The organism is Burkholderia sp. AU45274, assembly GCF_030482505.1.
In the GTDB taxonomy this organism is placed as follows: domain Bacteria; phylum Pseudomonadota; class Gammaproteobacteria; order Burkholderiales; family Burkholderiaceae; genus Burkholderia.
Genome location: NZ_JAUJQE010000001.1, coordinates 266,637 through 293,519, shown reverse-complemented (window position 1 = coordinate 293,519; position 26,883 = coordinate 266,637). Strand labels below are relative to the sequence as shown.

The 26,883-nt window shown below is 69.5% G+C and carries 24 protein-coding genes; 13 read left to right on the top strand and 11 right to left on the bottom strand.

The window, feature by feature from the left end; translation table 11 throughout:
• Positions 1-98: 98 nt before the first annotated feature.
• Positions 99-1,115 (bottom strand): ABC transporter substrate-binding protein, encoded by a 1,017-nt coding sequence (locus QZM35_RS01380; protein ID WP_301775255.1) that lies wholly within the window; start codon positions 1,113-1,115, stop codon positions 99-101.
• 262 nt (positions 1,116-1,377) lie between these two features.
• On the opposite strand from QZM35_RS01380, the gene QZM35_RS01375 reads away from it, so the two are divergent.
• Both QZM35_RS01375 and QZM35_RS01370 read left to right on the top strand, forming a co-directional pair.
• The gene (locus tag QZM35_RS01375) at positions 1,378-2,043 is read left to right on the top strand and encodes a response regulator transcription factor (RefSeq protein ID WP_069250848.1); all 666 of its coding nucleotides are present in this window, start codon (positions 1,378-1,380) and stop codon (positions 2,041-2,043) included.
• Entirely contained in the window at positions 2,030-3,451 is a 1,422-nt protein-coding gene (locus tag QZM35_RS01370) for a sensor histidine kinase (protein WP_089432193.1), read from the top strand. The genes QZM35_RS01375 and QZM35_RS01370 overlap by 14 nt, the downstream gene beginning before the upstream one ends.
• Positions 3,452-3,494: 43 nt before the next feature.
• On the opposite strand, the gene QZM35_RS01365 is transcribed toward QZM35_RS01370, so the two are convergent.
• The 5 genes from QZM35_RS01365 to QZM35_RS01345 all read right to left on the bottom strand — a co-directional run bounded on the left by QZM35_RS01365 (position 3,495) and on the right by QZM35_RS01345 (position 8,713).
• The gene (locus QZM35_RS01365) at positions 3,495-3,941 is read right to left on the bottom strand and encodes a hypothetical protein (RefSeq protein WP_301775254.1); all 447 of its coding nucleotides are present in this window, start codon (positions 3,939-3,941) and stop codon (positions 3,495-3,497) included.
• A gap of 96 nt (positions 3,942-4,037) precedes the next feature.
• Positions 4,038-4,802: an ABC transporter ATP-binding protein gene (locus QZM35_RS01360; RefSeq protein ID WP_039354526.1), complete on the bottom strand. Its 765-nt coding sequence runs from the start codon at positions 4,800-4,802 to the stop codon at positions 4,038-4,040.
• A complete protein-coding gene (locus QZM35_RS01355) occupies positions 4,799-5,656 on the bottom strand; it encodes an ABC transporter ATP-binding protein (RefSeq protein WP_089428245.1) in 858 nt (285 codons plus the stop codon). Before QZM35_RS01355 ends, QZM35_RS01360 begins: the two co-directional genes overlap by 4 nt.
• 11 nt (positions 5,657-5,667) lie before the next feature.
• A complete protein-coding gene (locus QZM35_RS01350) occupies positions 5,668-7,479 on the bottom strand; it encodes an ABC transporter permease (protein ID WP_089428246.1) in 1,812 nt (603 codons plus the stop codon).
• A 40-nt stretch (positions 7,480-7,519) separates the two neighbouring features.
• Positions 7,520-8,713, bottom strand: a complete 1,194-nt coding sequence (locus QZM35_RS01345; RefSeq protein ID WP_089428247.1) for an ABC transporter substrate-binding protein — start codon at positions 8,711-8,713, stop codon at positions 7,520-7,522.
• 354 nt (positions 8,714-9,067) lie between these two features.
• Between QZM35_RS01345 and QZM35_RS01340 the strand changes: the two genes are divergently transcribed.
• The 4 genes from QZM35_RS01340 to QZM35_RS01325 are packed head-to-tail and all read left to right on the top strand — an operon-like array spanning position 9,068 to position 12,677.
• A complete protein-coding gene (locus QZM35_RS01340; RefSeq protein ID WP_089428248.1) occupies positions 9,068-10,084 on the top strand; it encodes a LysR family transcriptional regulator in 1,017 nt (338 codons plus the stop codon).
• Positions 10,081-11,511: an NAD(P)-binding domain-containing protein gene (locus QZM35_RS01335; protein WP_301775253.1), complete on the top strand. Its 1,431-nt coding sequence runs from the start codon at positions 10,081-10,083 to the stop codon at positions 11,509-11,511. The genes QZM35_RS01340 and QZM35_RS01335 overlap by 4 nt, the downstream gene beginning before the upstream one ends.
• A 45-nt stretch (positions 11,512-11,556) precedes the next feature.
• Positions 11,557-12,087, top strand: a complete 531-nt coding sequence (locus QZM35_RS01330; protein WP_089474216.1) for a CMD domain-containing protein — start codon at positions 11,557-11,559, stop codon at positions 12,085-12,087.
• Entirely contained in the window at positions 12,084-12,677 is a 594-nt protein-coding gene (locus tag QZM35_RS01325; RefSeq protein ID WP_089428251.1) for a peroxidase-related enzyme, read from the top strand. Before QZM35_RS01330 ends, QZM35_RS01325 begins: the two co-directional genes overlap by 4 nt.
• A gap of 45 nt (positions 12,678-12,722) precedes the next feature.
• On the opposite strand, the gene QZM35_RS01320 is transcribed toward QZM35_RS01325, so the two are convergent.
• Positions 12,723-13,154: an Lrp/AsnC family transcriptional regulator gene (locus QZM35_RS01320; protein ID WP_006479718.1), complete on the bottom strand. Its 432-nt coding sequence runs from the start codon at positions 13,152-13,154 to the stop codon at positions 12,723-12,725.
• A 294-nt stretch (positions 13,155-13,448) separates the two neighbouring features.
• Here QZM35_RS01320 and QZM35_RS01315 point away from each other — a divergent pair, with 294 nt between their 5' ends.
• Both QZM35_RS01315 and ctlX read left to right on the top strand, forming a co-directional pair.
• Positions 13,449-14,528, top strand: a complete 1,080-nt coding sequence (locus QZM35_RS01315) for an ornithine cyclodeaminase (RefSeq protein WP_301775252.1) — start codon at positions 13,449-13,451, stop codon at positions 14,526-14,528.
• A gap of 59 nt (positions 14,529-14,587) precedes the next feature.
• Complete coding sequence (gene ctlX, locus QZM35_RS01310) at positions 14,588-15,592, top strand: citrulline utilization hydrolase CtlX (protein ID WP_301775251.1); 1,005 nt, start codon at positions 14,588-14,590, stop codon at positions 15,590-15,592.
• Between the two features lie 153 nt (positions 15,593-15,745).
• On the opposite strand, the gene QZM35_RS01305 is transcribed toward ctlX, so the two are convergent.
• The 4 genes from QZM35_RS01305 to QZM35_RS01290 all read right to left on the bottom strand — a co-directional run bounded on the left by QZM35_RS01305 (position 15,746) and on the right by QZM35_RS01290 (position 21,613).
• Positions 15,746-18,490, bottom strand: coding sequence for an Hsp70 family protein (locus QZM35_RS01305; protein WP_301775250.1), 2,745 nt, complete (start codon positions 18,488-18,490; stop codon positions 15,746-15,748).
• A gap of 5 nt (positions 18,491-18,495) precedes the next feature.
• Positions 18,496-20,337: an Hsp70 family protein gene (locus tag QZM35_RS01300; protein WP_089428255.1), complete on the bottom strand. Its 1,842-nt coding sequence runs from the start codon at positions 20,335-20,337 to the stop codon at positions 18,496-18,498.
• Positions 20,334-20,921 (bottom strand): DUF2760 domain-containing protein, encoded by a 588-nt coding sequence (locus tag QZM35_RS01295; RefSeq protein WP_069250834.1) that lies wholly within the window; start codon positions 20,919-20,921, stop codon positions 20,334-20,336. The genes QZM35_RS01300 and QZM35_RS01295 overlap by 4 nt, the downstream gene beginning before the upstream one ends.
• Before the next feature lie 251 nt (positions 20,922-21,172).
• A complete protein-coding gene (locus QZM35_RS01290; protein WP_089428257.1) occupies positions 21,173-21,613 on the bottom strand; it encodes an Rrf2 family transcriptional regulator in 441 nt (146 codons plus the stop codon).
• A 156-nt stretch (positions 21,614-21,769) separates the two neighbouring features.
• On the opposite strand from QZM35_RS01290, the gene QZM35_RS01285 reads away from it, so the two are divergent.
• From QZM35_RS01285 to QZM35_RS01265, 5 genes are all read left to right on the top strand, one after another.
• Complete coding sequence (locus QZM35_RS01285; protein WP_301775249.1) at positions 21,770-22,684, top strand: NAD(P)/FAD-dependent oxidoreductase; 915 nt, start codon at positions 21,770-21,772, stop codon at positions 22,682-22,684.
• 147 nt (positions 22,685-22,831) lie between these two features.
• A complete protein-coding gene (locus tag QZM35_RS01280; protein ID WP_174976073.1) occupies positions 22,832-23,758 on the top strand; it encodes a LysR substrate-binding domain-containing protein in 927 nt (308 codons plus the stop codon).
• Positions 23,759-23,891: 133 nt separating this feature from the next.
• The gene (locus QZM35_RS01275) at positions 23,892-25,022 is read left to right on the top strand and encodes a DSD1 family PLP-dependent enzyme (RefSeq protein WP_089428260.1); all 1,131 of its coding nucleotides are present in this window, start codon (positions 23,892-23,894) and stop codon (positions 25,020-25,022) included.
• A 109-nt stretch (positions 25,023-25,131) separates the two neighbouring features.
• Positions 25,132-26,103, top strand: a complete 972-nt coding sequence (locus QZM35_RS01270) for an ornithine cyclodeaminase family protein (protein WP_089428261.1) — start codon at positions 25,132-25,134, stop codon at positions 26,101-26,103.
• A 23-nt stretch (positions 26,104-26,126) separates the two neighbouring features.
• A complete protein-coding gene (locus QZM35_RS01265) occupies positions 26,127-26,849 on the top strand; it encodes an HAD family hydrolase (RefSeq protein WP_089432182.1) in 723 nt (240 codons plus the stop codon).
• The last annotated feature ends 34 nt before the right edge of the window (positions 26,850-26,883 follow it).

Genomic DNA, 26,883 nt, shown 5'->3' with positions numbered 1-26,883 from the left:
GAGGCTCCTTGCGTGAAGCGGTTGCATTGCGGTTGAATCGGCGCTGCGCGCGACAAGCGCGCGGGCACGAGGTATTTCGATGAAAGGGCGCGGCGGCATCAACCCGATCGATAGGCGTCGAGCATCGGCGCGAACATCTCGTGCCACGCCCGCGGCTTCGCCTTGATCGTGCCGGCGAGGTACAGGAATTCGACGTAGTCCATCAGCTGGTTCGGCAGCACCGAGAAGCGCGTGTCGGGCGCGGCGAGCATCCGCATCACGTCGTCGTGCGACACGCCGACGCCCGACGACGCCGCATAGAGCGCGGCCGCCGCGCGCGGGTCCTGCGCGATCAGGTGGTTCGCTTCGTCGAGCGCGCCGAGAAACGCGCTGGCCAGCGCGGGCTCCGTATCGACGAGCCGCTTCGGTGCGAACACGACGTCGAGCGTCAGCGGGCCGAGCACGTCGACCGAATTCACGACGCGGTGGATGCCCGGCTGCCGCAGCTCGAGCGTCGAGAACGGCGGCGACGTGAAGTGCGCGGTGACGCCGTTCTCGCGGCGGATCAGCGCCTGCATCGCCTGCGGATGCGGCAGGTTCACGGTGATCGAATCGAGCTGCGCGAAATGCGTCGGGCCGAGCTGCCGGCTCGCGACCATCTGCAGCACCACCGCCGACAACGACGTGCGGATGCCCGGCACCGCGATCCGGTCGGCCGGCGTGAAGTCGCGCAGCGACGCGAGCCCCGGCCGGTTCGCGTTCAGCGACAGCGACGTGGTCGACAGCCCGCTGATGCCGATCACCTCGACGTTCGGAATGCCGCGCGCCCGTGCCCACAGCTCGATGAAACCCGGTGCGCCGGCGCCGGCGAAATCGAGCGTGCCGGCCATCATCGCGTCGTTGACGGAATTGCCGCCGTCGAGCAGCACCCAGTCGACCGCGACGTCGCGCACACCGTGGCGCGCCGCGTGCCGCTCGAACAGCCGCTGCTTCTCCATCACGAGCAGCGGCAGGTACAGCACGCCATAGCCTTTGGAAATCCGCACTGTGCGCGGCTTCGCGCGCACGAGCGCAGGCGCGGCGAGCACGCCGAGGCCGGCGGCGATCAACGCGCGGCGGCGCGGCGACGTCGTCATGCGCCGGCCTTCCCTGCACGAGCGGCAAGCGCCAGGCGGCTGGGGCCCGCGTCGCCGCACCGGCGAGCACCGGCCGGCGACGCGCTGCACCGCGCGTTCGTCGCACCCGTTTGCTGCTGCATGTTGCCGTCTCCTGTGGTTCTGGTATTAATGGCCGTCCTTGCAACGTCCGGCTCGACACAGGTTATCGACCGAGTCTGAGAAAATGCTGACATCCCGGCCCCGGGAAAACCCCTAACCCACCCACCTGCGAAACGGCACCATGCGCATTCTCGTCGTGGAGGACGATGCCGAAATCGGCGCGGCGATCCGCAGCCGCCTGGCGCGGCTCGGCCACGCCGTCGATCTCGAAACCGACGGCGCGACCGCGCACGGGCTGCTGCGCGTCGAGCGCTTCGACCTCGTCGTGCTCGACGCGAACCTGCCCGGCATGGACGGCTTCACGGTGCTGCGCCACCTGCGCGCATCGGGCAGCACGACACCCGTGCTGCTCGTCACCGCGCGCTCGGCGATCGACGACCGCGTAAGTGGCCTCGGCCTCGGCGCCGACGACTACCTGGTGAAGCCGTTCGACTACCGCGAGCTCGATGCGCGCGTGCAGGCGCTCCTGCGCCGCAACAGCGGCCACGCGAACGACGTGCTGACGCTCGGCGGCCTCGTGATCGACCGCAGCAGCCGTCTCGCGGAACTCGACGGCCAGCCGCTGTCGCTGTCGCGCCAGGAATTCGCGCTGCTCGAGATCCTTGCCAGCCGCCCGCAGCGGATCTTCTCGAAGGACGAACTGCTGAACCAGCTGTTCAGCTTCGGCAACGAGCCGACCACGAACGCGGTCGAGCAATACGTGACCCGCGTGCGCAAGAAGCTGCAGGGCAGCTCGGTCGAGATCCGCACCGCGCGCGGGATGGGGTATCAGATTGCGGCGCACTGACTGGTTCCCGAAGACGCTCTTCGGGCGCACGCTGCTCTTCATCGCGCTCGTCGTCGCGACTGGCGCGCTCGCGCTCGCGGCGATCGCCCGCTACTACGCGGGCGTCGCGGCCGAACGGGCTTACGACCAGTTGCTTGCGGGCGCATCGATCCAGGTCGCGGAAAACCTCTACGTGCAGGGCGGCGTGCTCGCGCTGAATCCGCCGGTGGCCGCGCTGTCGACGCTGTCGCGCTACGACCTCGTCTACTACAAGGTCGTCGATTCGCGCGGCATCGTCGTGGCCGGCTACAACGATCTCGCGAGCCCCGCGACGCTCGCCGCTGCGAAACAGGGCCCCGCGTTCGCGAACGGCCTGTACCAGGGGCACCGGATCCGCACCGCGACCATCGCACGGTACATGCCCGAGGAGAGCACGCCGGGCTGGGCGCTCGTGACGGTCGCGCAAACCACCAACGCGCGCCAGCAGCTCACGAACGACATGAGCATCAAGGTGTGGACGCTGATCCTGCTGATGAGCGTGCTCGCGATCGGCGCGAGCGGCCTCGCGATCCGGCGCGGCCTGCGTCCGCTCGCGCAGATCGGCACGATCATCGCCTCGCGCGACCCGGCCGACCTGCGGCCAGTGGCCGTCGACACGCCGAGCGAGATCGACGCGATCATCGGGTCGATCAACGGGCTGATGCACCGTCTCGCCGAGCGGATCAACGCGATGCAGCGCTTCATCGCCGATGCCGCGCATCAGATGCGCACGCCGCTCGCGCGGCTCGACGCGCAGATCGAGCTGCTCGACGGCGAATCCGATCCCGCGCGTCACGCAGCGCGGCTCGATGCGCTGCGTGCGACCTCGTCGGACGTCGGCCGGCTCACCGGCCAGCTGCTCAATCATGCGATGGTGATTCATCGCACCGAGGCCGTGCCGCTGCAACCCGTCGAACTTGTCGCGCTCGCGAAGGACGTGCTCGGCCGCGCGATTCCGCTCGCGGGCGAGCGCGATGTCGCCGTCGCGTTCGCGAGCGACGCGCCGCTCGCGTGGATCGACGGCGACGCGATCAGCCTGCAGGAAGCGCTGTCGAACGTACTGCACAACGCGCTGCTGCATGGGCATGCGGACGATATCGTCGTCTCGGTCGCGACGCAGGGCAACGCGGACGATGCGGTGACGCTGACCGTCACCGACAACGGCCGCGGGATTCCGCGCGAGCACTGGGATGCCGCGCTGCAACCGTTCGTGCGGATCGCACCGGACGGCAGCGAGCGGCGCACGGGGTCGGGCCTCGGGCTCGCGATCGTGCAGGAAGTGATGAAGGCGCACGGCGGGCGTGTCGGGTTTGCATTTCCCGAGGCGGGCGGGTTTGCGGTGGTGCTGACGTTTCCGCGCGCGGCGGGAAGCGGCGAAAAGAAGGCATGAACCGACGGACCCGGGCCGGTTCATGCACGCGCGCGACATGTACTCAATCGTCGCTGTCGTCATCGAAGCGGTTGCGCTCCGCATGCCGCGCGACCAGCCGGTCCAGCTCGTCATACTGACGATCGCAGAACAGCCGGCACAACGTATCGACATCCGCGCGCGTGTCGACGTCGATCGTATCGACATGCTGCTCCAGCTTGCCCTTGCCGATCCCGAACGGCCCCTTTTTCATCCGCATCGAGACGGCATTCAGCTGGAAGCCGTCCGCATGCGCATCGCGCAGCGCGGTCACCCACAACTCCCGCTGATCGTCGGCATGCTGCAGCACGAGGGCCGGCAACGGGCCGTCCTGCTTGTCGTCCCATTCGGCATGCTGCGCCGCCCACGGGAACGCGTCGAACGCCTGCGTGAACGACGGATAATCCGTCGCGCCCTGCGGATCCAGTTGCTCGAATGCGTAGCCGACTTTCTGAACGGAATAAGTCAACATGGTGCGGCGCTCCCGGTGGCGATGATGGCGACTGAGCGCCAATCTACCTGACAATCCGGCGCGCATCGCCGTTTTTTTGCCCCGCCACCCCGCCCGCTACGCCGCCACCGCCTCCCCGCCGAGATACGCATCGCGCACACGCTCGTCGTCGAGCAGCGCCTTCGCAGGCCCTTCGAGCACGACGCGCCCCGTCTGCAGCACATACCCGTAGTGCGCGATCTCCAGCGCGAGGCTCGCGTTCTGCTCGACCATGAACACGGTCACGCCCTGCCGGTTGATCGCGTCGATCAGTTCGAGCACTTTGTCGACGTACAGCGGCGACAGCCCCATCGTCGGCTCGTCCATGCAGATCAGCTTCGGCCGCGCCATCAGCGCGCGCGCCATCGCGAGCATCTGCTGCTCGCCGCCCGACAGCGTGCCCGCGCGCTGCGTCAGCCGCTCGCGCACACGCGGAAACAGGTCGAGCACGCGCTCGTAGTCCTCCGCCACCGCCGCACGGTCGCCACGCGTGTACGCGCCCATCAGCAGGTTCTCGCGCACGCTCATGTCGCCGAACAGCCGCCGCGCCTCGGGCACGGCCGCGATCCCGCGCCGCACGCGCTGCGGCGTGGCGAGCGCCGTCACGTCGTCGCCGTCGAAGCGCACGACGCCGCGGCGCGGCCGCATCAGCCCGAGAATCAGCTTCATCGTCGTCGACTTGCCGCTCGCGTTGCCGCCGAGCAGGCTGACGATCTGCCCGCGGCCCACTTCGAAGTTCACGTCGAAATGCACCTGCACCGGCCCGTAGAACGTGTCCAGGTGTTCGAGTTTCAGCAGCGCGTCGGTCATGGTCGTGTCGGGTCCGGAAGAAAGTGCCGTCATGCGGCCGCCTGTGCCGTGCGGTCGGCCGGCGCGCCGCCCGCATGCCGGCGGCCGAGGTACGCCTCGATCACGCGTGGATCGTGCCGCACGTCGCGCGGCGCGCCTTCGGCGATCTTCACGCCGTTGTCGAGCACCATCACGCGGTCGGACACGCGCATCACGAGTTCGAGCTTGTGCTCGATCAGCAGGATCGTCAGGCCGCGCGCCTTCAGCGACTGGATCAGCTGCAGCATCTCGGCCGTCTCCGTCTCGTTCATGCCGGCCGTCGGTTCGTCGAGCAGCAGCAGGCGCGGATGCAGCGCGAGCGCGCGGCCGATCTCCACGCGCCGCCGGTTCGCATACGACAGGCTGTGCGCCGGATGATCGATGCGCGGCGTCAACCGCTCGCCGAACCCGGCGACGATCGCGCGTGCCTCGTCGCGCAGCGCGGCTTCCTCGCGCCGCACCGATGCGGGCCGCACGAGCGCGCGCAGCACCTCGGCCGCGGCACCCAGCGCGGGCCAGCCCGGCCGGGCCGCGCGCAGCCGCGCATGCGCGCCGATCAGCACGTTGTCGAGCACGCTCAGGTTGCCGAACACGCGACCGTGCTGGAACGTGCGCGCGATGCCGAGCGTCGCGAGGCGTTCGGGCGCGGTGCCCGTGATGTCGCGGCCGTCGAACGTCACGCGGCCGGCATCGGGCCGGTCGGCGCCCGCGATCAGGTTGAACAGCGTCGACTTGCCCGCGCCGTTCGGCCCGATCACGCTCAGCAGTTCGCCTTCGGCGAGTGACAGGCTCGCGCCGTCGAGCGCGGTCACGCCGTCGAAGCGGCGCGTCAGGCCCTGCACGTCGAGCAGGGGTTGATGGTTGGTCATCGCGTTCCTCCTCACACCGTGCCGAGCAGGCCCTGCGGCCGGAACCGGACGAGCAGCAACAGCACGAGGCCGTAGATCAGCATCCGGTAGTCGGCCGCCCAGCGGAACAGCTCGGGCAGCCCGATCAGCGCGATCGCGCCGGCGATGCCGCCGAGCACGTTGCCGAGCCCGCCGAGGATCACCATCGTCAGCGCGAGGATCGACACCTGCGAATCGAAGGTCTGGTGATTGATGTAGCTGTACAGGTGCGCGGCGATCCCGCCGCTCACGCCGGCCGCAACGCCGCCGACCGCGAACGCGATTGCCTTGTAGCGGTTCGGTGCGATGCCGTGCGCACGCGCGGCGACGTCGTCCTCGCGCACCGCGCGCAGCGTGCGGCCGAGATGCGAGCGCAGCAGCCGCACCTGCACGAGCGCGAACACGACGAGCACCGCGAACGTGAACCAGTACGCGGCACGCGCGGTCGTCGCCCACGGCAGCGGCGCGATGCCGGTGATGCCGAGCGGGCCGCGCGTGAGGCCGTCCCAGTTCAGGATCACGAGGCTCACCACTTCGCCGATGCCGAGCGTCGCGATCGACACGTAGTGCCCGCGCAGCCGGAACGCCGGATACACGAGCAGCGTGCCGAGCACGGCGGTGATCACGCCCGCGCACGGAATCGTCACGGCCGGCGACCAGCCGAGATCCGACGACAGCAGCGCCGACGCATACGCGCCGATCACGAGCAGCGCCGCGTGGCCGAGCGAGATCTGCCCGACCGTGCCCGCCACCAGCGTGAGACTCAACGCGAGCAGCCCGTACAGCCACGCGTTGGTCAGCGTCTGCAGCACGTACGGCGACGCGCCGAGCCACGGCAGCACGGCCGCCGCCACGATCAGCGCGACGAGTACCGGACGCGGTACGCGCACGGCCTTCGCGGCCGCGAGGAAGGTGCCCGTCATCGGCTCGGGCGGCAGCGCGCGGTTCGCGCTGAACAGCCCGTTCGGCCGCCACACGAGGAACACGATCAGCAGCCCGAACGCGAACAGGTCGCGATAGCTGGTGCCGAACAGCGCGACGCCGTAGCTTTCGACGAGACCGAGCAGCAGGCTGCCCGCGATCGCGCCCGGCACGTTGCCGAGCCCACCGATCAGTAGCGCGACCACGCCCTTCAGCGTGGCCTGGAAGCCCATCGCCGGATCGATGCTGTTGTAGTACATGCCGACCAGCAGCCCGCTCACGCCGCCGAGCGCGCACGCGATCGCGAACACGGTCTGGTTCACGCGGTCGACGTCGACACCCATCTGCAGCGCCGCGTCGCGATCCTGCGCGGTCGCGCGCACCGCCCAGCCGAGCCGTGTGAAGCGCAGGAAGCCGTACAACAGCGCGGCCGCCGCGATACCGATGCCCGCGATCAGCAGGTCGAGCGAGCCGAGCGTCGCGCCGGCGATCCGCACGTGCCAGTCGGGCAGCGGCGTCGGCACCGCGCGCGGGTCGGCGCCGAACGCGAGCTGCGCGAGCTGGTCGAGGATGAAGCTGATGCCGATCGTCGCGAGCAGCGGCGCGATGCGTGCCGCGTGACGCAGCGGCCGCAGCCCGATCCGTTCGATCGCGATGCCGAGCGTGCCGCAGCCGACGACGACCGCCGCCAGTGCGACCGGCAGCGGCAGCCCGAAGCGCGTCAGGCACAGCCAGCCGATGAACGCGCCGACCATGTAGACCGAGCCGTGCGCGAAGTTGATCAGGTGCGACACGCCGAAGATCAGCGCGAGCCCGACCGCGAGCAGCGCGTAGATGTTGCCGACGATGAGGCCGTTGAGCGTGTAGTCGAGCCAGGAAGCCATCACGATGCGTCCGTTACGTGCATGCTGTTCAGCGCCGGGTTCAACGCGCGGCGAGCTGCGGTTTCGCGCCGTCCCACAGCGCCCACTGCCCCTGCTTCACGACCAGATACACGGTCCGTGCGCCCGCGACGCGGCGCGTCTGCGGATCGAAGCGCACCTTGCCGAAGATCACGCTCGGCACGTCGCTGATTTTCGCGAAGCCGTCGTGCGCGGCCTGGCGCGTCGTGCCGTAGCGGCGCAGCACTTCCGCCGACAGGATCAGCGCATCGTATGCACGCGCGACGAACGAATCGGGATCGGCGTGGAATTTCGCGCGATAGCGCTGCACGAACGCCTGCACCTCGGGGCGCGGTTCGGCCGGGAAGAAGTTCGATTCGGTATAGACGCCGTCGACGGCCGTGCCGCCCAGTTCGAGGAACTTCGGCGAGTACACCGAACCGACCGCCGCGATCGGCAGCGTGAGCCCCGATGTACGCGCCTGGCGCACGATCTGCGCACCGTCCGCATAGTACGAGATCAACACGATCGAATCGGGCTTCGATTCGCCGATGCGCACGAGCGTCGAGCGGAAATCCTTCTCCGTCGGCTGATAGCCTTCGGCCGCGACGACCTGCGCGCCGAGCCCGGCTACCGCCTTCGCGAAGATGTCCTTGCTGGTGCGGCCCCAGTCAGTGTTCAGGTACAGCACCGCGATCCGCTTGAAGCCGAGCTCCTTCACCGCGTAGCGCGCGAGCAGCGGCTGCTCCTCGGCCTGGCTCAGCGCGGTGCTCCACAGATAGTCGCCGCCCTTCGTGAAGTCCGGATGCGAGTTCGTGAAGCCGAACTGGATCAGCTGCCCGCGCTGGTAGATCGGCGATGCGGCCATCGACGTCGCGCTGGAGAAGTCGCCCAGCTCGATCGCGATGCGCGGATCGGCGACGAACTTCTGCGCGATCGCCACCGCCTGGCGCGGGTCGCTGCGGCTGTCCTGGAAGTCGACCGCGAGCGGCCGGCCGTGAATGCCGCCGCTGCCGTTGATCTCGTCGAGCGCGAGATCGAAGCCGCGCTTCCATTGTTCGCCGTACTGCGCGTCCTGGCCCGTGAGCGGGCCGCTCACGCCGATCACCACCGGCTCGCCCGACACGCCCGCCGCGAGCGCGCCGCCCGTCGACAAGCCCCATGCGGCAGCGAGCGCCGCCACCGTGCCCAGCACGCGCCGCCATGCGCCGCGTGCGTCGTTCCCCGAAACGTTCATGCGTCCCCCAGCTTCAGTCAGTCGAAAAGAGTGAGGGCATGTAACCACCCGGTTCAGGACGATCCAACGAAGTTTTGCGCATATCGATATCGTGCGCGGCGCGAAGGAGTGATGCTGGCGAGCGGCCATCCGCACTCCCCGCCTCGCGCGATGTATCGGCATGCAACGCATCGCGTTGATTCGATTGGCGTTTCGTTCACGGCGCCGATCGCAACCCACGCTCGGGCACGCACCACCGGCCGTCGCAACGATCGTGCCCTTCGCAGTTTTCGCGCTGTCGATAGCAAAAATCATTATATGAATCGCGCATGCTCACACTTCTACAATGCGCAAATCGCATCATCGGAAGGTGTCATGGAGCTGCATCAACTCGAAGCCTTTTCCGCAGTCATGTCGGCCGGCAGCGTGACCGGCGCGGGCGAACTGCTCGGCCGTTCGCAGCCGGCCGTCACGCGGCAGATCCAGGAGCTCGAAGCCGATCTCGGCTACGCGCTGTTCGACCGGCACGGCCCGCGCGTCACGCCGACGCGGCGCGCATTCCTGCTCTACGAGGAAGTCGAACGCTCGCTGGTCGGCCTGCGCGCGATCGAGGCGCGCGCCCGGGCACTCGGCGATGAAAGCGCCGAGCCCGTGCGCATCGCGGCCACACCTTCGCTCGCGGCCACGCTCGTGCCGGCCGCGCTCGCCGTGCTGCCCGACGGCGCGCAGGCGCCCCACTACCAGTTGCGCAGCGAATCGGCCGAGCATGTCGTGCACGAGGTGCTGGCCGGCACGGCCGATGTCGGCGTCGTCACGCTGCCGATGGCGCACGCGGGGCTCGACGTGCACTGGATCGCGCAGACGCCGTGCGTGGCCGTGCTGCCGGCCGGCGACCCGCTCGCGGCGCAGCCGCGCATCGCGCTGCGCGACCTCGCGCGCCGCCGCATCGTGACGGTCGCGAACCGCCACCGGTTGCGCCAGCGGATCGATGCGGCATTCGCGGCCGCGCGGGTCGATGCACGCGTGTTCATCGAAACCAATGCGTCGCTGAATGCGGTGATGGCCGCGCGCGCGGGCATCGGGATCGGCATCGTCGATCCGGCCACGGGCGTGGCACTGCCGGTGGAGGGCGTCGTCGCGCGCCCGCTCGACGTCGACATCCCGTTCGCGTTCGGCGTCGCGACGCCCGCCGGCAAGGCACGCACGTCAGCGGTCGATGCGCTGCTCGACGCGTTGCACCGTACGACGCGCGCGCTGCTCGACGACGTGATCTTCCACGATGCCGCCGCGCACGACGCGCTGCTGCGCGGCGACCGGCTGCGCGCCGAGCGCGCGCCGCGTGGGGCAACCCGCACGACGCGTGCACGCCGGACCCGCCCGGAGGCCGCATGACAACGACCGATCCATTGCAGGCACTCGAAGCCCGGCTCGCGCAAGACCTGCGCTGGCTCGACCTGCCCGCACCGTCGTGGGTGCCGCCGCGCGAGGCCGACGGCACACGCGTGCTCGACGTCGCGATCGTCGGCGGCGGCATGGCCGGGCTCGCGGCGTCCGCCGAACTGCGCCTGCTCGGCATCGACAACCAGTGCGTGATCGACCGCGCGCCGGCCGGCTACGAAGGCCCGTGGGTCACGTTCGCGCGGATGGACACGCTGCGCTCGCCGAAGCAGCTCGCGGGCCCCGCGCTCGGCCTGCCCGCGCTGACGTTCCGCGCGTGGTTCGAAGCGCAATACGGCCGCGACGCGTGGGACGCGCTCTACAAGATTCCGCGCACGCAATGGATGGACTACCTGCGCTGGTACCGGCGCGTGCTCGACCTGCAGGTGCGCAACGACACCACGCTCGTCGCGCTGCGCCCGCGTGACGACGGCCTGCTCGCGCTCGACGTGCGCGGCAACAGCGAAGCGCAGACGCTGCTCGCGCGGCACGTGGTGCTCGCCACCGGCCGCGACGGGCTCGGCGGCCCGTACGTACCGCCCGTCGCGCAACGCGCACCGCGCACGCGCTGGGCCCATTCGTCCGAGCCGATCGATTTCGCGGCGCTCGCGGGCAAGCGTGTCGGCGTGGTCGGCGCGGGTGCGTCCGCGTTCGACAATGCGGGCACCGCGCTCGAAGCCGGCGCCGCGCGCGTCGACCTGTTCTTCCGCCGCACGGACATTCCGCGCATCAACAAGCTGACGGGCATCGGCAGCCCGGGGCTCGTGCATGGCTACGCCGATCTCGACGACGCGACGAAATGGCGCTTCATGCACTACGCGCTGACGTCGCAGACGCCGCCGCCGCGCGACAGCGTGCTGCGCGTGTCGCGTCACGAACAGGCGCACTTTCATGCGGGCAGCCCGATCGAGACGCTCGCGGAACATGCGGACGGCCTCGACGTGACGACGCCGCGCGGACGCTACACGGTCGACTTCCTGATCTTCGCGACCGGTTTTCATTCGGACTGGACGACGCGCGCGGAATTCGCGTCGTTCGGCGCGCAGGTGCGGCGCTGGAAGGATCGCTATCGACCGGAGCCGGGCACGTGGATCGATGAGCTCGCCGAATCGCCCGACCTCGGCCCCGCGTTCGCGTTCCAGGAGCGCGAGCCCGGCGCATGTGCGGCCATCACGCGAATTCACTGCTTCAACCATGCGGCGAGCCTGAGCCACGGCAAGCTGTCCGGCGATATCCCGGCCATCAGCGCGGGCGCTAGGCGGCTCGCGCGCGGGATCGCGAGCCGGCTGTTCGACGCGGACCGCGATCGCCACTACGACGCGCTCGTCGCGTATGCCAACGCCGAACTGCAAGGCGACGAATGGCGCGACGCCGACGCATGAGCGCGCATTCATCGATCACATTGACGACGAAGGGAACCCGAAACGATGACTGAATCCATCACGCCGGCCGATGCGCCGGACACGATCGATGCGGTGGCCGGCCTGCGCGATGGCGACGCCGTCGCCGCGCTGCGTCGCGCACGCGACAAGGTGCTGCTCCATACGCGGCTGAGCGAAGCGGCGCTGTTCGATCCCGCGTTGCCCGATCTTTCGTTAATCGAACGACTGCACGCGGCGCGGTATGTCGCAGAACAATCGAACGCTCGCGTGCTGGCCGACACCTATCGCGCACGACTGATCGATGCAGGCGGCACGCTCGACGATATCGCACGTGCGGACGCTGATGCATTCGACACCTTGCCCCGCCGCATCGGCGCGATCCTCGCGCATGCACGCCTGCTGACGCGCGCGCCGGTCGATGCACGTCCGTCCGATCTCGACGCGCTGAAGTCGGCCGGACTCACGACGCCCGCGATCGTCGCGCTGTCGCAGCTCGTCGCGTTCGTCGCGTATCAGTTGCGCGTCGCGGTGGCCGCGCAGGCGCTTCAGGCACGTGCCGCAGCGGAGGCCGCATGACGACGACCACGCACGGCTTCACGTCCGACACGCTCGGCTGGCGTGCCTGGCTCGACACCGTCTCGCTCGATGCCGCGACACCCGACCAGCTGGCCGTGCTCGAAGCGAGTCACCCGCAAGCGAAGACGTCCGACTATTACCTGCTGCTCGTCCATCTTCCCGAGATCCTGCGGCAACGCTCGGGCGTATTCAACGCGATCATGTACGGCCCCGGCGGACTGTCGCGCGCGGAGCGCGAACTGGCGAGCACGGCCGTGTCGCGCGTGAACGGCTGCGTGTACTGCGCGTCCGTGCATGCGCAGCGCTTTACCCAGCTCGCGAAGCGCACCGACGCGATCGAGCAGGTGTTCGACGCTCCGGCGACGGCCGGCACGACGGCGCGCGAACGCGCGATCATTCGCTATGCGATCGCGCTGACGGAGCGGCCCGATACGGTCGACGCGGGCGATATCGCCGCGCTGGAAGCCGAAGGGCTGACACATGAGGAGATTCTCGACCTGTCGCACGCGGTCGCGATCTTCGCGTGGGCGAACCGGTTGATGCTGACGCTAGGTGAGCCGGTATTTCCGGAATCGGCGACCAGCGCCTGACGCCTGAGCAAACCTGAGCGCTGACGCAGGCGCCGCCTGCCCGCGTCACGCCTTGTGCGTCGACAGCAAAATACTCGTCTCGGTATTCGCGATCCCGTCGATCAGCCGGATCGCGCCGAGCACGCGATCGAAGTGCTCGAGCGAATCGGCATGCAGCTCGGCGACGAGATCCCAGCGCCCGTTGGTGCTGTGGATCGACGCGACGTTCGGATGCCCGCGCAGCACCTTCACCACTTCCGCGCCGCGATTGCCTTGCACGGCGATCGACATCAGCGCGCGGATCCGGTGCCGTTCGGCCGCCGGCTTGAGCCGCACCGTATAGCCGACGATCACGCCGTTCTTCTCCAGCCGCGTCAGCCGGTTCTGCACGGTCGCGCGCGCGACGCGCAATTCCTTCGCCAGCGCGACGACGGGCAGTCGCGCGTTGTCGCGCAGCAGCGCGATGAGCTGCCGGTCGACGTCGTCGAGCGTGATCATGAACGGGCCTTCCTGTTGAACGTGAACCGGCCGCCAGCGTGCCGGAGCCTTTGCATTCCGACCAGTGCGATTTAGTCAAATTGCCATATCTGGCCAGCAATTTGCCAAGTCTATCGATAAATCTGCCACTTTTGCCGTCTTTTTGTTGGCTCGACTCGCGGAAATAATGACTCCATCGACCGGCCGACCCGCCGCGCCGCTGCTGTTCCAGGAAGCCCGGATGCGCGCCGAAGCCCCGCCCGGTCGATCAGAACGCCGGGCACCCGTACCGGCCACGAATATGGAGACAGACGCATGACCCGCTTCCTCGACGTTCCCGCCACCGCCCGACTGATCGCCCAAACCGGCGTCACGACGTTCCTCCGCGAGCTCGTCGACACGCTGCGCGCCGATTACCTGCACTGGGCCGACTTCGACAAGTCGCCGCGCGTCGCGTGCCACTCGCGCGACGGCGTGATCGAACTGATGCCCGTCGCGAACGCGTCGCTGTTCGCGTTCAAGTACGTGAACGGCCACCCCGTCAATGCCGCGCGCGGGATGCACACGGTGATGGCGTTCGGCGCGCTCGCCGAAGTCGATACCGGCTACCCGCTGCTGCTCGCCGAACTCACGCTGACCACCGCGCTGCGCACGGCCGCCACGTCGGTGCTCGCCGCGCAAGCCCTCGCCCGCCCCGATTCGCGCACGATGGCGCTGATCGGCAACGGCGCGCAGAGCGAATTCCAGGCGATCGCGTTCCACACGCTGCTCGGCATCGACGAAATCCGCGTGTTCGACGTCGATCCGCACGCGACCGACAAGCTCGTGCAGAACCTCGCCGCCTACCCCGCGTTGCGCGTGGTGCGCGCCGCATCGACCGCCGACGCCGTGCGCGGCGCCGACATCGTGACGACCGTCACCGCCGACAAGGCGTACGCGACGATCGTCACGGCCGACATGATCGAGCCCGGCATGCACCTGAACGCGGTGGGCGGCGATTGCCCGGGCAAGACCGAACTCGAGGCCGGCGTGCTGCATGCGGGCCGCGTGTTCGTCGAATTCGAGCCGCAGTCGCGCATCGAGGGCGAGATCCAGCAGATGCCGGCCGACTTCCCCGTCACCGAGCTGTGGCGCGTGCTGCAGGGCGAGACGACCGGCCGCGAACGCGCGGACGAAGTCACGGTGTTAGACTCGGTCGGCTTCGCGCTCGAGGATTACTCGGCGTTGCGCTACCTGTATGCGCTCGCGCAGCAGCACAACGCGGGCGTCGAGATCGCGCTGATTCCGCCGGCCGTCGACCCGAAGAACCTGTTCGCGCTGATCGACGACCCGGCCGCGATCGCGCAGGGCCACGCGGCATACGTGACCGAAGCCGTCGCCGCGTTCGCGCGCTGACGGTCATCCCCGGGCGGCCCGTGCGCCGCCCGGCCCCTTGCCTTTCGCTCCTGCCTTCCATGAATCTCGTATCGATCCAGGCGCCGGCCGCCGTCGTGATGATCCGGCCGCACCGCTTCCTGCCGAACCCGCAGACCGCGGCCGACAACGCGTTCCAGCGCACGGCCGGCGGCGACGGCGCGCACGGCGCGGCATCCGTGTCGGCCGCCGCGCGCGACGAAGTCACGGCCGCCGCGCGGACGCTCGCCGATGCGGGCGTGCGCGTGCATGTGTTCGACGACCACGGCGAGCGCGACACGCCCGACTCCGTGTTCCCGAACAACTGGTTCTCGACGCATCCGGGCGGCCACGTCGCGCTCTTTCCGATGTTCAGCGCGAACCGGCGCCGTGAGCGGCGCGCGGACGTGATCGAGATGCTTAAGGCCGAGTACCGCGTGCAGGACGTGATCGACTACTCGGGCCTCGAATACGACGACGTGTTCCTCGAAGGCACCGGCGCGCTGGTGCTCGACCACGTCGCTCGGATCGCGTACACCGCGCGTTCGCGCCGCGCCGATCCGGTCGCGCTCGAACGCTTCTGCACGCACTTCAATTTCGAGCCGATCTGCTTCGATACGGCCGATGCCGACGGGCGGCCGATCTATCACACGAACGTGATGATGAGCGTCGCGACCGAGTTCGCGATGGTCGGCCTCGAACTCATTGCCGACCGCCGTCGTCGTGACGAGATCGCACAGCGTCTCGCCGAAACGGGCCGCACGGTGATCGCGCTCGATGCCTCGCAGATCGCGAATTTCGCGGGCAATACGCTGGAATTGTCGGGCAAGGAAGGGCGTGTGCTCGCGCTGTCGCGGCGCGCGTACGACTGCCTCACGCCGGTGCAGCGCGCGACGATCGAGCGTTCGGCACGGCTGCTGCCGCTCGACGTGCCGACGATCGAACTGGCCGGCGGCTCGGTGCGCTGCATGCTGGCGGGAATTCATCTGGCGCGGCGGGCGGTGGCGCCGAACGTGATGGCCGTGGAATCGGCCGCATCGTCATGCGAGACGACGCCACAGATGTGATCGGCGCGCTCACAACGCACAAACGGCTGCCGATGCAATGCAACGGCAGCCGTTTGCGTATTCGAAGGACGTTGAATCGGTGAGCGTCAGCCCGCATCGGCAACGCCGCGCAATGCTCCGGCGTCCGAATGATGCCGGAGCACACCGCGCTGCTCACCCCGCCAGCAGCTTCAACCCCGCCGGCAGCGTTTCGCCGAACACACGCACCGTGTCGGCTTCGTCGAACGCGATCGCCTCGCGAACCATGTCGATCCACGCCGCCGACGCATTTGCGGCCGACAGGCGCTTGATCACGGCCTCGCGGGTATCGTCCGGCAGGTCGCGCGAACGGTCTCCGGTCATCCGCGCAATCTGTGCAGCCGCGAACGCAGCCGGTTCAACCTGCTTCCAGTCGAGCGCGAACAGCGCATCGAGCCAGCCGGTGGCGACTTCCGCCGGCACGACACTGTGCGCGCTGCCGTAGAACGGCCGGCGCGCACCGATGCGTCCGAGCGCCCACGCGCACAGCGTGCGCTCCGCCGGCTTCTGCAATTGCGCGATCAACCGCTCGGCCAGCTCGACCTTGCGTTCGACGGGCAGTCGCTCAAGCGACGCGGACAACCGCGTCATATCGGCCGGCCCGACCTTGCCCGGGTCGAACGGCAGCTTGCGCCGCTTGTCGTCGGTCGGTTCGAGGAAGGCGATCGCGTCGCGCACCTGCGTCTGCGCATCGTCGTCGAGGCCGCCGGCCACGCGCCGCCACAGCGTCCACCACTCGGACCACACCTGAGCGTCGGTCACATACTGAATCCCGTCGTCGAACAACGGCCACAGCTGCTCGATGCGCCATGCATCGAGCGGATGCCCGAAGCCCGGGCGCAGGCAATAGCCGGCGAGGTTCAGCCACGCACGTTCGTGATCGGCCGAGCGCCGGCGGCGCCGTGCGCGCGCGAGCAACGCATCGAACAATTCACGCGCGAGCGCAACGTCCCACTCTTCCCGCGCACCGAGCACCTGCTCAAGCTGCGCGCGCAGCCGTCGCGTGTCTTTCGGCGTGACGCCGGCGGCCTTGCTGCCGAACGAGCGCTCGATCAGTTCGAGCGCCTGGTCGAGCCGAGGATGCCGCGCGAGCGCAGCGTCGTCGCCCTGCACGGGCGCATCGCCGCGCAGCTGGAATTCGAGCCGCCAGCGGCGCGATGCATCGTCGGTCGCGATGCAGTGCATTTCGAGCGTGCCGACTTCCGTCAGCGACGCGGTGAGCTTCACCGGTGTTTCGCGCGCATCGCCGCCCGCTTTTGCGTCGACGACCGTCGCGATCGGCGGCAGCCGCACGAAATCGCCGCCGTCGAAATCGACGAGATCGCCGGGCCGGTACGCGGTGTCGGCCACCGTCGACACGAGGTGGAAACGCACCGGCTGCCCGAGTTGCAGCGCGAACGTGCGATCGTCGAGCCGGATCTCGTGGCCCTCCTCCGTGCCGCGCGGCAGCAGGCAGACGCCACGCGCGGCCGCGCCTTCGGCGCCATCGTCGAGCACGAGGAAATAGCTGCGCGCGGAACCGCCGCCGATGCGCGGCACATGCCCGGCGCGTGCGAGCCCGTAGGCCACCGCACCGCGTGCGACCGCGACGTCCGGATGCGCGTTGTGCAGCACGTCGAGCGGCGCACCGCGCCACGCGCCGAGCGTCTGCGCGAGACGGCCGGCGAGCGCGCCCGCGCGGAACACGCCGCCGTTGAGCAGCAGCGTGTCCGGCAGCGGGCCTTCCGCATGACGATTCAGGAACGCGGCGACGTGCCGCGTGACGGCCGCGTCGCTCGCATAGGGCAGCCCGAATTCGACGATCGCGGCGCGCGCGCGGCGCGGCAACTCGCCGGCTTCGACCTGCGGAAAGAACCCGTCGACGACGATCTGCTCGACTTCCTGCCGCGTCAGCTCGGCCGAGCGCGCGCCGCCGACGAGCTTGCTGCCCGCGCCGAGCAGCGTGACGTTGACGGATTCGGGCGCATCGTCGCCGAGCAGCCGCTCCTTCGCGGCACGGCAACGCTCGACGAGCTGCGACAGGCTCGCGGCCGACAGCCGCGTGCCGGGCTCGGTCAGCCGCGACTCGACCAGGCGCGCGAGCGCGAGGTCCATGTTGTCGCCGCCGAGCATCAGGTGGTTGCCGACGCCGACACGCGTGAAGGTCGGCTCGCCGTCGTCGCCCGGCGCGACATCGACGAGCGTGAGATCGGTCGTGCCGCCGCCGACGTCGCAGATCAGCACGCGGCGCGCAGCGGCAAACGTCTCGCGCAGCGTGTCACGCTGCCCGTACAGCCAGTCGTAGAACGCGGCCTGCGGCTCTTCCAGCAGCCGCAGCGCGGGCAGCTTCGCACGCCGCGCGGCCTCGACCGTCAGCGCGCGCGCGCCGTCGTCGAACGACGCAGGCACCGTCAGGATCACGTCCTGCTTCGCGAGCGGTGCGTCGGGAAAACGGGCATCCCATGCGTCACGCACGTGCGCGAGATAGCTCGCGCTCGCGTCGACCGGCGACACCTTGTCGACGCCGTCGGCCGCGCCCCACGGCAGAATCGCCGCGAGCCGGTCGACCGACGCGTGCGACAGCCAGCTCTTCGCGCTCGTGACGAGCCGGCCCGGCACCTGCGCGCCGAGCGTGCGCGCGTAGCGGCCGATCACGGCCGGCGTCGCACCGGCCGCGCTCGCTTTCGCGTGGGCCGCCCACGGCAGCCGCAGCGTGTCCGGCGGCAGCTCGCCCGCCGCCGGGTGATAGCGTACCGACGGCAGCAGCGGCTGCGCGGCCACCGCGCCGGGGCCGACCAGCTGCTCGACGTCGAACACGCGGATCGCGTCGGAACCGGCCTCGACGTATGCGACGACCGTATTGCTCGTGCCGAGGTCGATCCCGACCGTATAGCGCTTCATCGCGCTCAGGCGGCGCCGCGCACGTCGAACTCGACCTTCCAGCGCTCGTCCGTGCCGCTCGGGATCGCCTCGAGTTCGAGCGTGCCGGCTTCGGTCACGCGCGCATGCAGCTTCACGGGCACGACCTCGCCGACGGTGCGCCCTTCGGCGGGCAGCGTCGCCTGGATTTCCTCCAGCTCCTGCAGCTCTTCCGGCGACCAGTAGTCGAGCAGCGTGCCGACCTGGTCCTGGCGGCGCACCGACGAACCGAAGAAGCGGAACTGCACCGGTTCGCCGACGACGAGGCCGAACTCCTGCGGCGGCAGCGCCGCGTCCGAGCCTTCCTCCATCCCGAACGGCGCGACGCACAGCGCCTGCACCGGCGGTTCGAGCCCCGGCACGGCCGGCATTGCCGATTCGATCGCGACGTAGTACGCACGCGCCGTGCCGCCGCGAATGCGCACGCCACGGCCGCGCTTCACGTAGCCGTAGTACGCGGCGCCGCGCGCAACCGCGAGATCGAGATCCGCGCCTTCGAGCAGGCGCGCGGGCGGCGCGCCTTCAGCGGCGAGCCAGCTGTTGAGCGTATCGAGCACGCGCTGCGTGAGCAGCGTCGACTTGAACACGCCGCCGTTGAACAGCACGGCGGTCGGATGCAGGAACGTCGCGCCCTGCGGCAGCGTGCGCTGCACACCTTCGAGCGAGTCGAGCGCCGCGACCTGACGGCCGAGGAACGCCGCGAGATGGCGCGTGATGCCCGCGTCCTGCGCATACGGCAGGCCGAGCTGCGTCAGGCCGACACGGGCGCGGCTCACCGGGCGCGCGGCCGCGTCGACTTGCGGGAAGAAGCCTTCGAGGATCGTCTGCGTGAGTTCGGCGCGCGTCAGCTCCGTGCGGATCGACCCGCCGATCAGCTTCGAGCCGCGGCTCGGCACGACGAGCGGCACCGCGTCGGTCGTCGGGTCGGACAGCAGCGTTTCCTTCGCGGAACGGCATGCGTACGTGAGCGCGCGCAGTTGCCACGGATCGGCCTGCGTGCCCTGCTGCGCGAGCTTGCGCGCGACGACGTGCGCGAGCGCGAGGTCCATGTTGTCGCCGCCGAGCAGGATGTGCTCGCCGACCGCCACGCGATGCAGTTCGAGATTGCCGTCGCGCTCGACCACCGCGATCAGCGACAGGTCGGTCGTGCCGCCGCCGACGTCGACGCACAGGATCAGGTCGCCGACCTGCACCTGCTTGCGCCAGCCGCCCTGGCTCTTCTGGATCCAGCTGTACAGCGCGGCCTGCGGCTCCTCGAGCAGCGTCATCCGCGAGTAGCCGGCGGCGCGCGCGGCCTCGGCCGTCAGTTCGCGCGCGGCCGGGTCGAACGACGCGGGGATCGTCACCGTCACGTCCTGGTCGGCGAACGGCGCGTCGGGATGCGCGTGGTCCCACGCTTCGCGCAGGTGCGTCAGGTAGCGGATCGAGCTTTCCAGCGGCGACACGCGCGCCACTTCCGGCGGCGCATCGCTCGGCAGGATCGCCGCGCGGCGGTCGACGCCCGGGTGGCACAGCCAGCTCTTCGCGCTCGACACGAGGCGGATCGGCGTGCCGGCGCCGCGCGTGCGGGCCATTTCGCCGACTGCGAAAGCGCGCGAGGCCGTCCACGGCAGCGTCAGGTCGCCCTGCGTGAGTTCGCTTTCATGCGGCAGGTAAAGGAACGACGGCAGCAGGTCGCGCGACTCCAGCGCGCCGGGCGCGGTGAGCTGCGCGATCGGCAGCACCTGCTGCGTGATGGTTTCGCCGTCGCTCGCGGCGCTGTCGACGTACGACAGCGCGCAGTGGGTCGTCCCGAGATCGATACCGATCGAATAGCGCGGATCGCTCACAGTTCCACCTCCGCCGGTGCGACGACCGAGGCGTCGTGGCTGCCCGTCAGCTTCGGCAGGCGCACGTCGGCGACCCGCCAGCCGCGATGGCTGACCGTGCCCGTGAACGGCGCGGCGCCGACCACGTTGCCCGTCACGCGCACGGCCGTCGCGTCGAAGCCGGCCGGCAGCGTCACGCGGCTCCCTTCGGCTTCGTCGCGCACCGGCACGATCGTGAAGTGTTCGCGCAGCGCGGCACGGCAGCCGTCGTGCACGAGGCGTGCGGCCGCGCCGATGTCGGCGTCCGCGTAGCCGGCGATGTCTTCCTCGACGAAGTCGATGAAGCGCGCATCGCGCTGCAGCAGGCCGAGCAGTTGCAATGCAGCCTGCGGGCTCGCCTCGCGCAGCTCGGGCGCCGGCGCCTTCACGGGCGCGGCGGCAGGCGCCGGGGCCGGGGCCGCGGCGGGGGCCGGCGCGACCGGGGCCGGGGCGCCATCGCGCACGCGCAGCACGCCGGCCGCGAACTCGCGGTTGCCGAGCACGGAGAAGAACGTGCCGACGGCCAGCGACAGCCGGCCGAAGAAGGACAGGTTGGATTCGGGCATGGGGTCTGGACTCCTGTGGGCTCGCGACTGGGCGAGCGTTTCTTGCCTGGGCGCCCGGCGGCAGCGTGCGGATGGCGCACTGGCGCCGCCCGGCGCGTGATTCGGTCGCGCCCTCGCGGGTGCGGAAAACCCGTATTTTGCCCTGTGGCGGGCGAACCGGGCAGAAGTTGGGGGACAGAACATCGCGGCGCGGTGTTTTCGGCCGCGTCGGCGCGCGCGTTGGCGACGCCCGATGGCGATGCTGCGGTGCGTCAGCGCGGCTTGCGCCGCTTCGCGTGCTTCGCGTCGAAATCGCGCGACAGCATGCCGAGCGTGACTTCGCCGAAGCGGGCGAGCAGCGTCGTCTCGGCCTCCTTCAGCGTGGCCGACAGGTGCGCATTGACGGCCTGCTCGACCAGGCATTCGGCCTCGTCGTCGGTCACCAGATCGGAGAACAGCGGCGGCTCGCCCACCGCGCGATAGACGTCGAGCAGCGTGATGTCGTCGAGCGCGACACTCAGCACCCAGCCGCCGCCATGCCCCTTCTCCGACTGCACGTAGCCGCAGTCGCGCAAGCCGCCGAGCAGGCGCCGCACGACGACCGGGTTCGTGCACAACATCGTCGCGATCGCGTCGGACGTCATCGGGCCGTCGGCCTGATCCAGGTGGATCAGCGCATGCAGCATCCGCGACAAGCGGCTATCGGTTCTCACGAGCGGTGCTCCCCTCTCTCGAAACTTTTGAAGTTGCGTGAATGATACCATCGCCCTATCATGCAACTTCTCGTGTTTCTTGAGATGGGTTGAGTTGAGACGACCACCATCGGAGCACGTCCGTCATTCACGCAGGTTCAGGAAAGGAGTCGGTGCATGCATGGCCATCATGAAGTGATCGTGATCGGCGGCAGCTTTGCAGGGCTGTCGGCCGCGATGCAGCTTGCGCGGGCGCGCCGCCGCGTGCTCGTGATCGATGCCGGCCGGCCGCGCAACCGCTTTGCCGCGCACGCGCACGGTTTTTTCGGGCAGGACGGCAAGCCGCCCGCGCAGATCGTCGACGAAGCCGCCGCGCAGCTCGCCGCGTACCCCACCGTGCAGCGGATCGCAGGCGACGTGCGCACGGCCGAGCGCGATGCGGACGGCCGCTTCCACGTGACGCTCGCCGACGGCAGCCGGGCGAGTGCCGACCGGTTGATCCTCGCGACCGGTATCCGCGACGAATTGCCTGCACTGCCGGGGCTTGCGGAACGCTGGGGTGTCAGCGTGCTGCATTGTCCGTACTGCCACGGATACGAGGTGAGCGGCCAGCGGCTCGGCGTGCTCGCCACGCATCCGCTGTCGGTGCATCAGGCGATCGTGATTCCGGACTGGGGCCCGACGACGTGGTTCACGCAGGGCGTGGCCGAAGCGAACGAAGAAGAAGCCGCGTTGCTCGATGCGCGCGGCGTGCGCATCGAGCGGTCGCCGGTCGTGGAAATCCTCGGCGATGCGCCGCGGATCGATGCGTTGCGGCTCGCCGACGGGCAGGTCGTGCCGATCGATGCGCTGTTCGTCGGCGCGCACACGGCGATGGCGAGCGATCTCGCGCAGCAGCTCGGCTGTGCATTCGACGACGGGCCGCTCGGCCCGGTCGTGCGCGTCGATGCAATGAAGCAGACGAGCGTCGCCGGCGTGTTCGCGGCCGGCGACGCGTCGACGCCGATGACCAACGCAACGTTCGCATCGGCGTCGGGGGTGATGGCCGGGGTCGCCGCGCACCGGTCGCTGATTGTCGGGCTCGGCCGGTAACGGTGCGTGGCACAGCGGGCCGTGTCATTCGAAGCAGCCAGGCAATCCGATTCGATGCGCGACCGACGCGATCCACAGCAGCATCGATGGATTCGCGTCGCGATGTGCGGTTTAATGCTCGGCACACCCAGCATTAAGAGAAACGAAATGCTCGACCTCGACGACCTTCGACTCGTCCGCGCGATCGGCACGTCGCGCTCGCTGGCCGCGGCCGCGCGGCTGCTCGATCTCACGCCGCCCGCGGTCACGATTCGGCTGCAGCGGATGGAAGCGCGACTGAACGCCCGGCTCGCCGTGCGGCAGCCGAAAGGGATCGCGCTGACCGACGAAGGGCAACGGCTGTACCAGGAAGCCGTCGACATCCTCGAGCGCGTGGAGGCGCTGCCGGTCAGCATCTCGGGCGACCACGGCGACGTGCGCGGCACGCTGCGCGTCGTCGCCCCGCTCGGCTTCGGCCGCAAGTACGTCGCGCGGATCGTGCGCGACGTGCAGCGCGCGCATCCGAAGCTCGACATCGCGCTCCACCTGTCGGAGAGCCCGTTGACCAGCGCGCCGGGCGCCGACGTGGTCGTTCACGTCGGCAGCCTCAAGTCGTCGTCGTGGATCGGGTATCCGCTCGCGCCCAATGACCGCTTTCTGTGCGCGAGCCCCGCCTATGCGCGCCGCATCAAGGAACTGAACCATCCGTCCGACCTGGCCCGCTACGACTGCCTGTGCCTGCGCGAGAACGACGAGGACATCCCGCGCTGGCGCTTCTCGCAAGGCGGCGACGTCAAGGGCGAACCGCGCCGGTCCGCCGTGATCCGCGTGACCGGCGCGCTGTCGTCGAACGACGGCACCGTCATCACGGATTGGGCGCTGGCCGGGCTCGGGATCGTCGAGCGCTCCGAGTGGGACGTCGCGCCGCTGCTGGCGAACGGCAAGCTCGTGCGGTTGTTGCCCGACTGGCACCTGCCGCCCGCCCCCGTGACGGCGCTGCTGCCGTCGCGCACCGGCCGCTCCGCACGGCAACGGGTGTTTCTCGAAGCCGCGACGCGGTTTCTCAGCCCGCCGCCGTGGCGCGGCGACGCGTGAGCCGCGCCACGGTCCATGCGATTCTTTCGATTCGATTAAACAGCCTTTAATGCCGGATTAGGGATGCGTTAAACCCGAGACTCATCGACGGCCCTACAGTGTCCACATCGGCAACCCTCCGAGGCAACGCATCGTGGACCTTCAAACCCTCAACACCCCGACCGCCCTGATAGACGTCGGCCGCATGCAACACAACATCGGCCGCATGCAGGCGCATCTGGACGCACTCGGCGTCAGGTTCCGGCCGCACGTCAAGACCACCAAATGCACGCACGTCGTCGATGCCCAGATCGCGGCCGGCGCGCAGGGCATCACGGTGTCGACGCTCAAGGAAGCCGAACAGTTTTTCGCGCACGGTATCCGGGACATCGTCTACGCGGTCGGCATGGTGCCCGCGAAACTCGGCCAGGCGCTCGCGCTGCGCCGGCAGGGCTGCGACCTGAAGCTAGTCGCCGACAGCCTGCCGGCCGCGCACGCGATCGCCGAATTCGGGCGCGCGCACGACGAGCGCTTCGACGTGTGGATCGAGGTCGACGTCGATGGTCACCGCTCCGGGATTCCGCCCGACGCCGACCTGCTGATCGACGTGGGCCGCGCGCTGGTCGACGGCGGGATGGTGCTCGGCGGGGTGCTCGCGCACGCGGGCTCCAGCTACGAATACAACACGCCCGACGCGCTGGCGGCGATCGCCGAGCAGGAACGCAGCCGCACCGTGCGGGCGGCGGAGCGCCTCCGGGCCGCCGGGCTGCCCTGCCCGGTCGTGAGCATCGGCTCGACCCCCACCGCCCTCGCGGCGGAACACCTCGAAGGCGTGACCGAAGTGCGCGCCGGCGTGTACGTGATGTTCGACCTCGTGATGCACAACATCGGCGTGTGCGACCTGTCCGACATCGCGCTGTCGGTGCTGACCACCGTCATCGGGCACCAGGAAGAGAAAGGCTGGGCGATCGTCGACGCCGGCTGGATGGCGATGAGCCGCGACCGCGGCACGCAGCGCCAGGCGCACGACTTCGGCTACGGGCAGGTTTGCACCGAACAAGGCGACGTGCTCGGCGACTACGTGATGAGCGCCGCCAACCAGGAGCACGGGATCGTGTCGCGGGCAGGCACGCCCGACGCCGGCATCGCGCAACGGTTTCCGATCGGCACCCGCCTGCGCATCCTGCCGAATCACGCGTGCGCCACCGGTGCGCAACATCCCGAATATCAGGCGATCGGCGAAGACGGCGGCGCGCAGACGTGGCCGCGCTTCTACGGGTGGTGAGCAAAACCGCGCACCCGCGCCGCCCCGTCGATTAATTGACTATTTGTCCAAATCTGGACAAAATTTAAACCACCCTGATTTGCCTGGCGCCGAAAGCGCTTGCCCGAACATGCCGACCGACGACCGACTCCTGCTTCTCGACCGCGATACCGTCGCGCCCGCCCTCCAGGCCGCGCAAGTGACGGCGGCCGTTCGCGAAGCCTTCGTGCTGCACAGTCAGCGGGCCGGACGCGTGTTCCCGGTGGTGCGTGAGAAACTGCACACCGGCGGCGTGTTCGGCATCAAGTCGGGCGATGTCGCGAATCAGGACCTGCTCGGTTTCAAGGCGGCCGGATTCTGGCCCGGCAACCGCGGGCTCGGCGGCGAACCGCATCAGGCCACCGTCGCGCTGTTCGACCCGGCCACGGGCCGCCCGCTGTGCATCATGGACGGCAATGCGATCACCACCGCGCGAACCGGCGCCGCCGGCGGCCTCGGTCTGCAACTGCTCGCGCGTCGCGACAGCGCGCGAATCTGCGTGTTCGGCACCGGCGTGCAGGCGCGCGTCCAGCTCGACTACGCACTCGGGCTGCTGCCGCAACGGTGCACCGTGCAGTACGTGAACGTCAGCGGCGAGCCCGACCCGGTGTTCGAATCGGCCTTCCGGGAACGATGCACGATCGGCGTGGCGCGCGACCGGAACGACGCGGTGGCCAATAGCGACGTGGTGATCACGGCAACGCCCGGCGGCGGCGCGCTGTTCGACGCGGATGCGGTGCAGCCGGGCACCCACCTGACCTGCGTGGGCGCCGATACCGCCGGCAAGCGCGAACTGCCGGCAGGCGTGCTGGACCGCGCGCGGATTTTCGTGGACGATCACGACCAGGCGCGCAGCATCGGCGAGTGCCAGTGGGCGCCCGATTTGCCACGCACGGAAATCGGTGACATCCTCGCGGGAACCGCGACGGTCGACCGCGCGCCGCACGAGATCACCGTCTTCGACATGACCGGGCTCGCGCTGCAGGACCTGACCGTCGCACGCTTCCTGTATCGGCAGGCCCTCGAAAACGGCACCGGAATCTCCATTCCGTGGCCCTGGTAAACGAAACCCCTCCGTCAACCTCCATGCGTCTCACCCAAGTTTCCGCGCTCTCGTTCGACCTGGACGACACCCTGTGGCCGTTCGGGCCATCCGTCGTACGGGCCGAAGGGGAGCTTCGCACGTGGTTGATCGAGCACGCGCCCGGTACCGAGCGGGTGCTGCCCACGCAGCAGGCGCTCAGCGACTTGCGTGAGGAATACGAACGATTGTGCCCCGATCTTGCCGGCGACTTCCGCGCGATGAGAATCGGCTCGATCCGGCTTGCACTGGAGCGCGCGAACGAAGATGTCGCGCTCACCGACCGTGCGTACGCAGCGTTCTATGCCGCACGCAACCGGGTTGAATTCTACGAAGATGCGTTGCCGGCGCTCACGTGGTTGAGTGCGCGGTTTCCGTTGATCGCGGTGACCAACGGCAACGCGGATCTGCGGCTGACCGGCGGCGGCGAATTCTTTCGTGCGACGCTCAGCGCGCAAGCGTTCGGCGTCGCGAAGCCGGAGCCCGGGATATTTCATGCGGCGGCAGAAACGCTCGATGTGCGGCCGGCGGAACTGCTGCATGTCGGCGACGATTACCACCTCGATATCGTCGGCGCATTGAACGCGGGGCTTCAGGCGGCGTGGGTAGTGCGCGATACGCATCCGGAAGCGGAGCGTGTGCAGCAGCAGGCCGCGACGCCGCACGTCACGCTCAGCGACCTGTCGATGCTGTGCCGCATGCTCGGCGGGCCTGACGACGTGGCGTGAGCACCTGCGTGCGCCGCGTTCGCGACGCACGCTT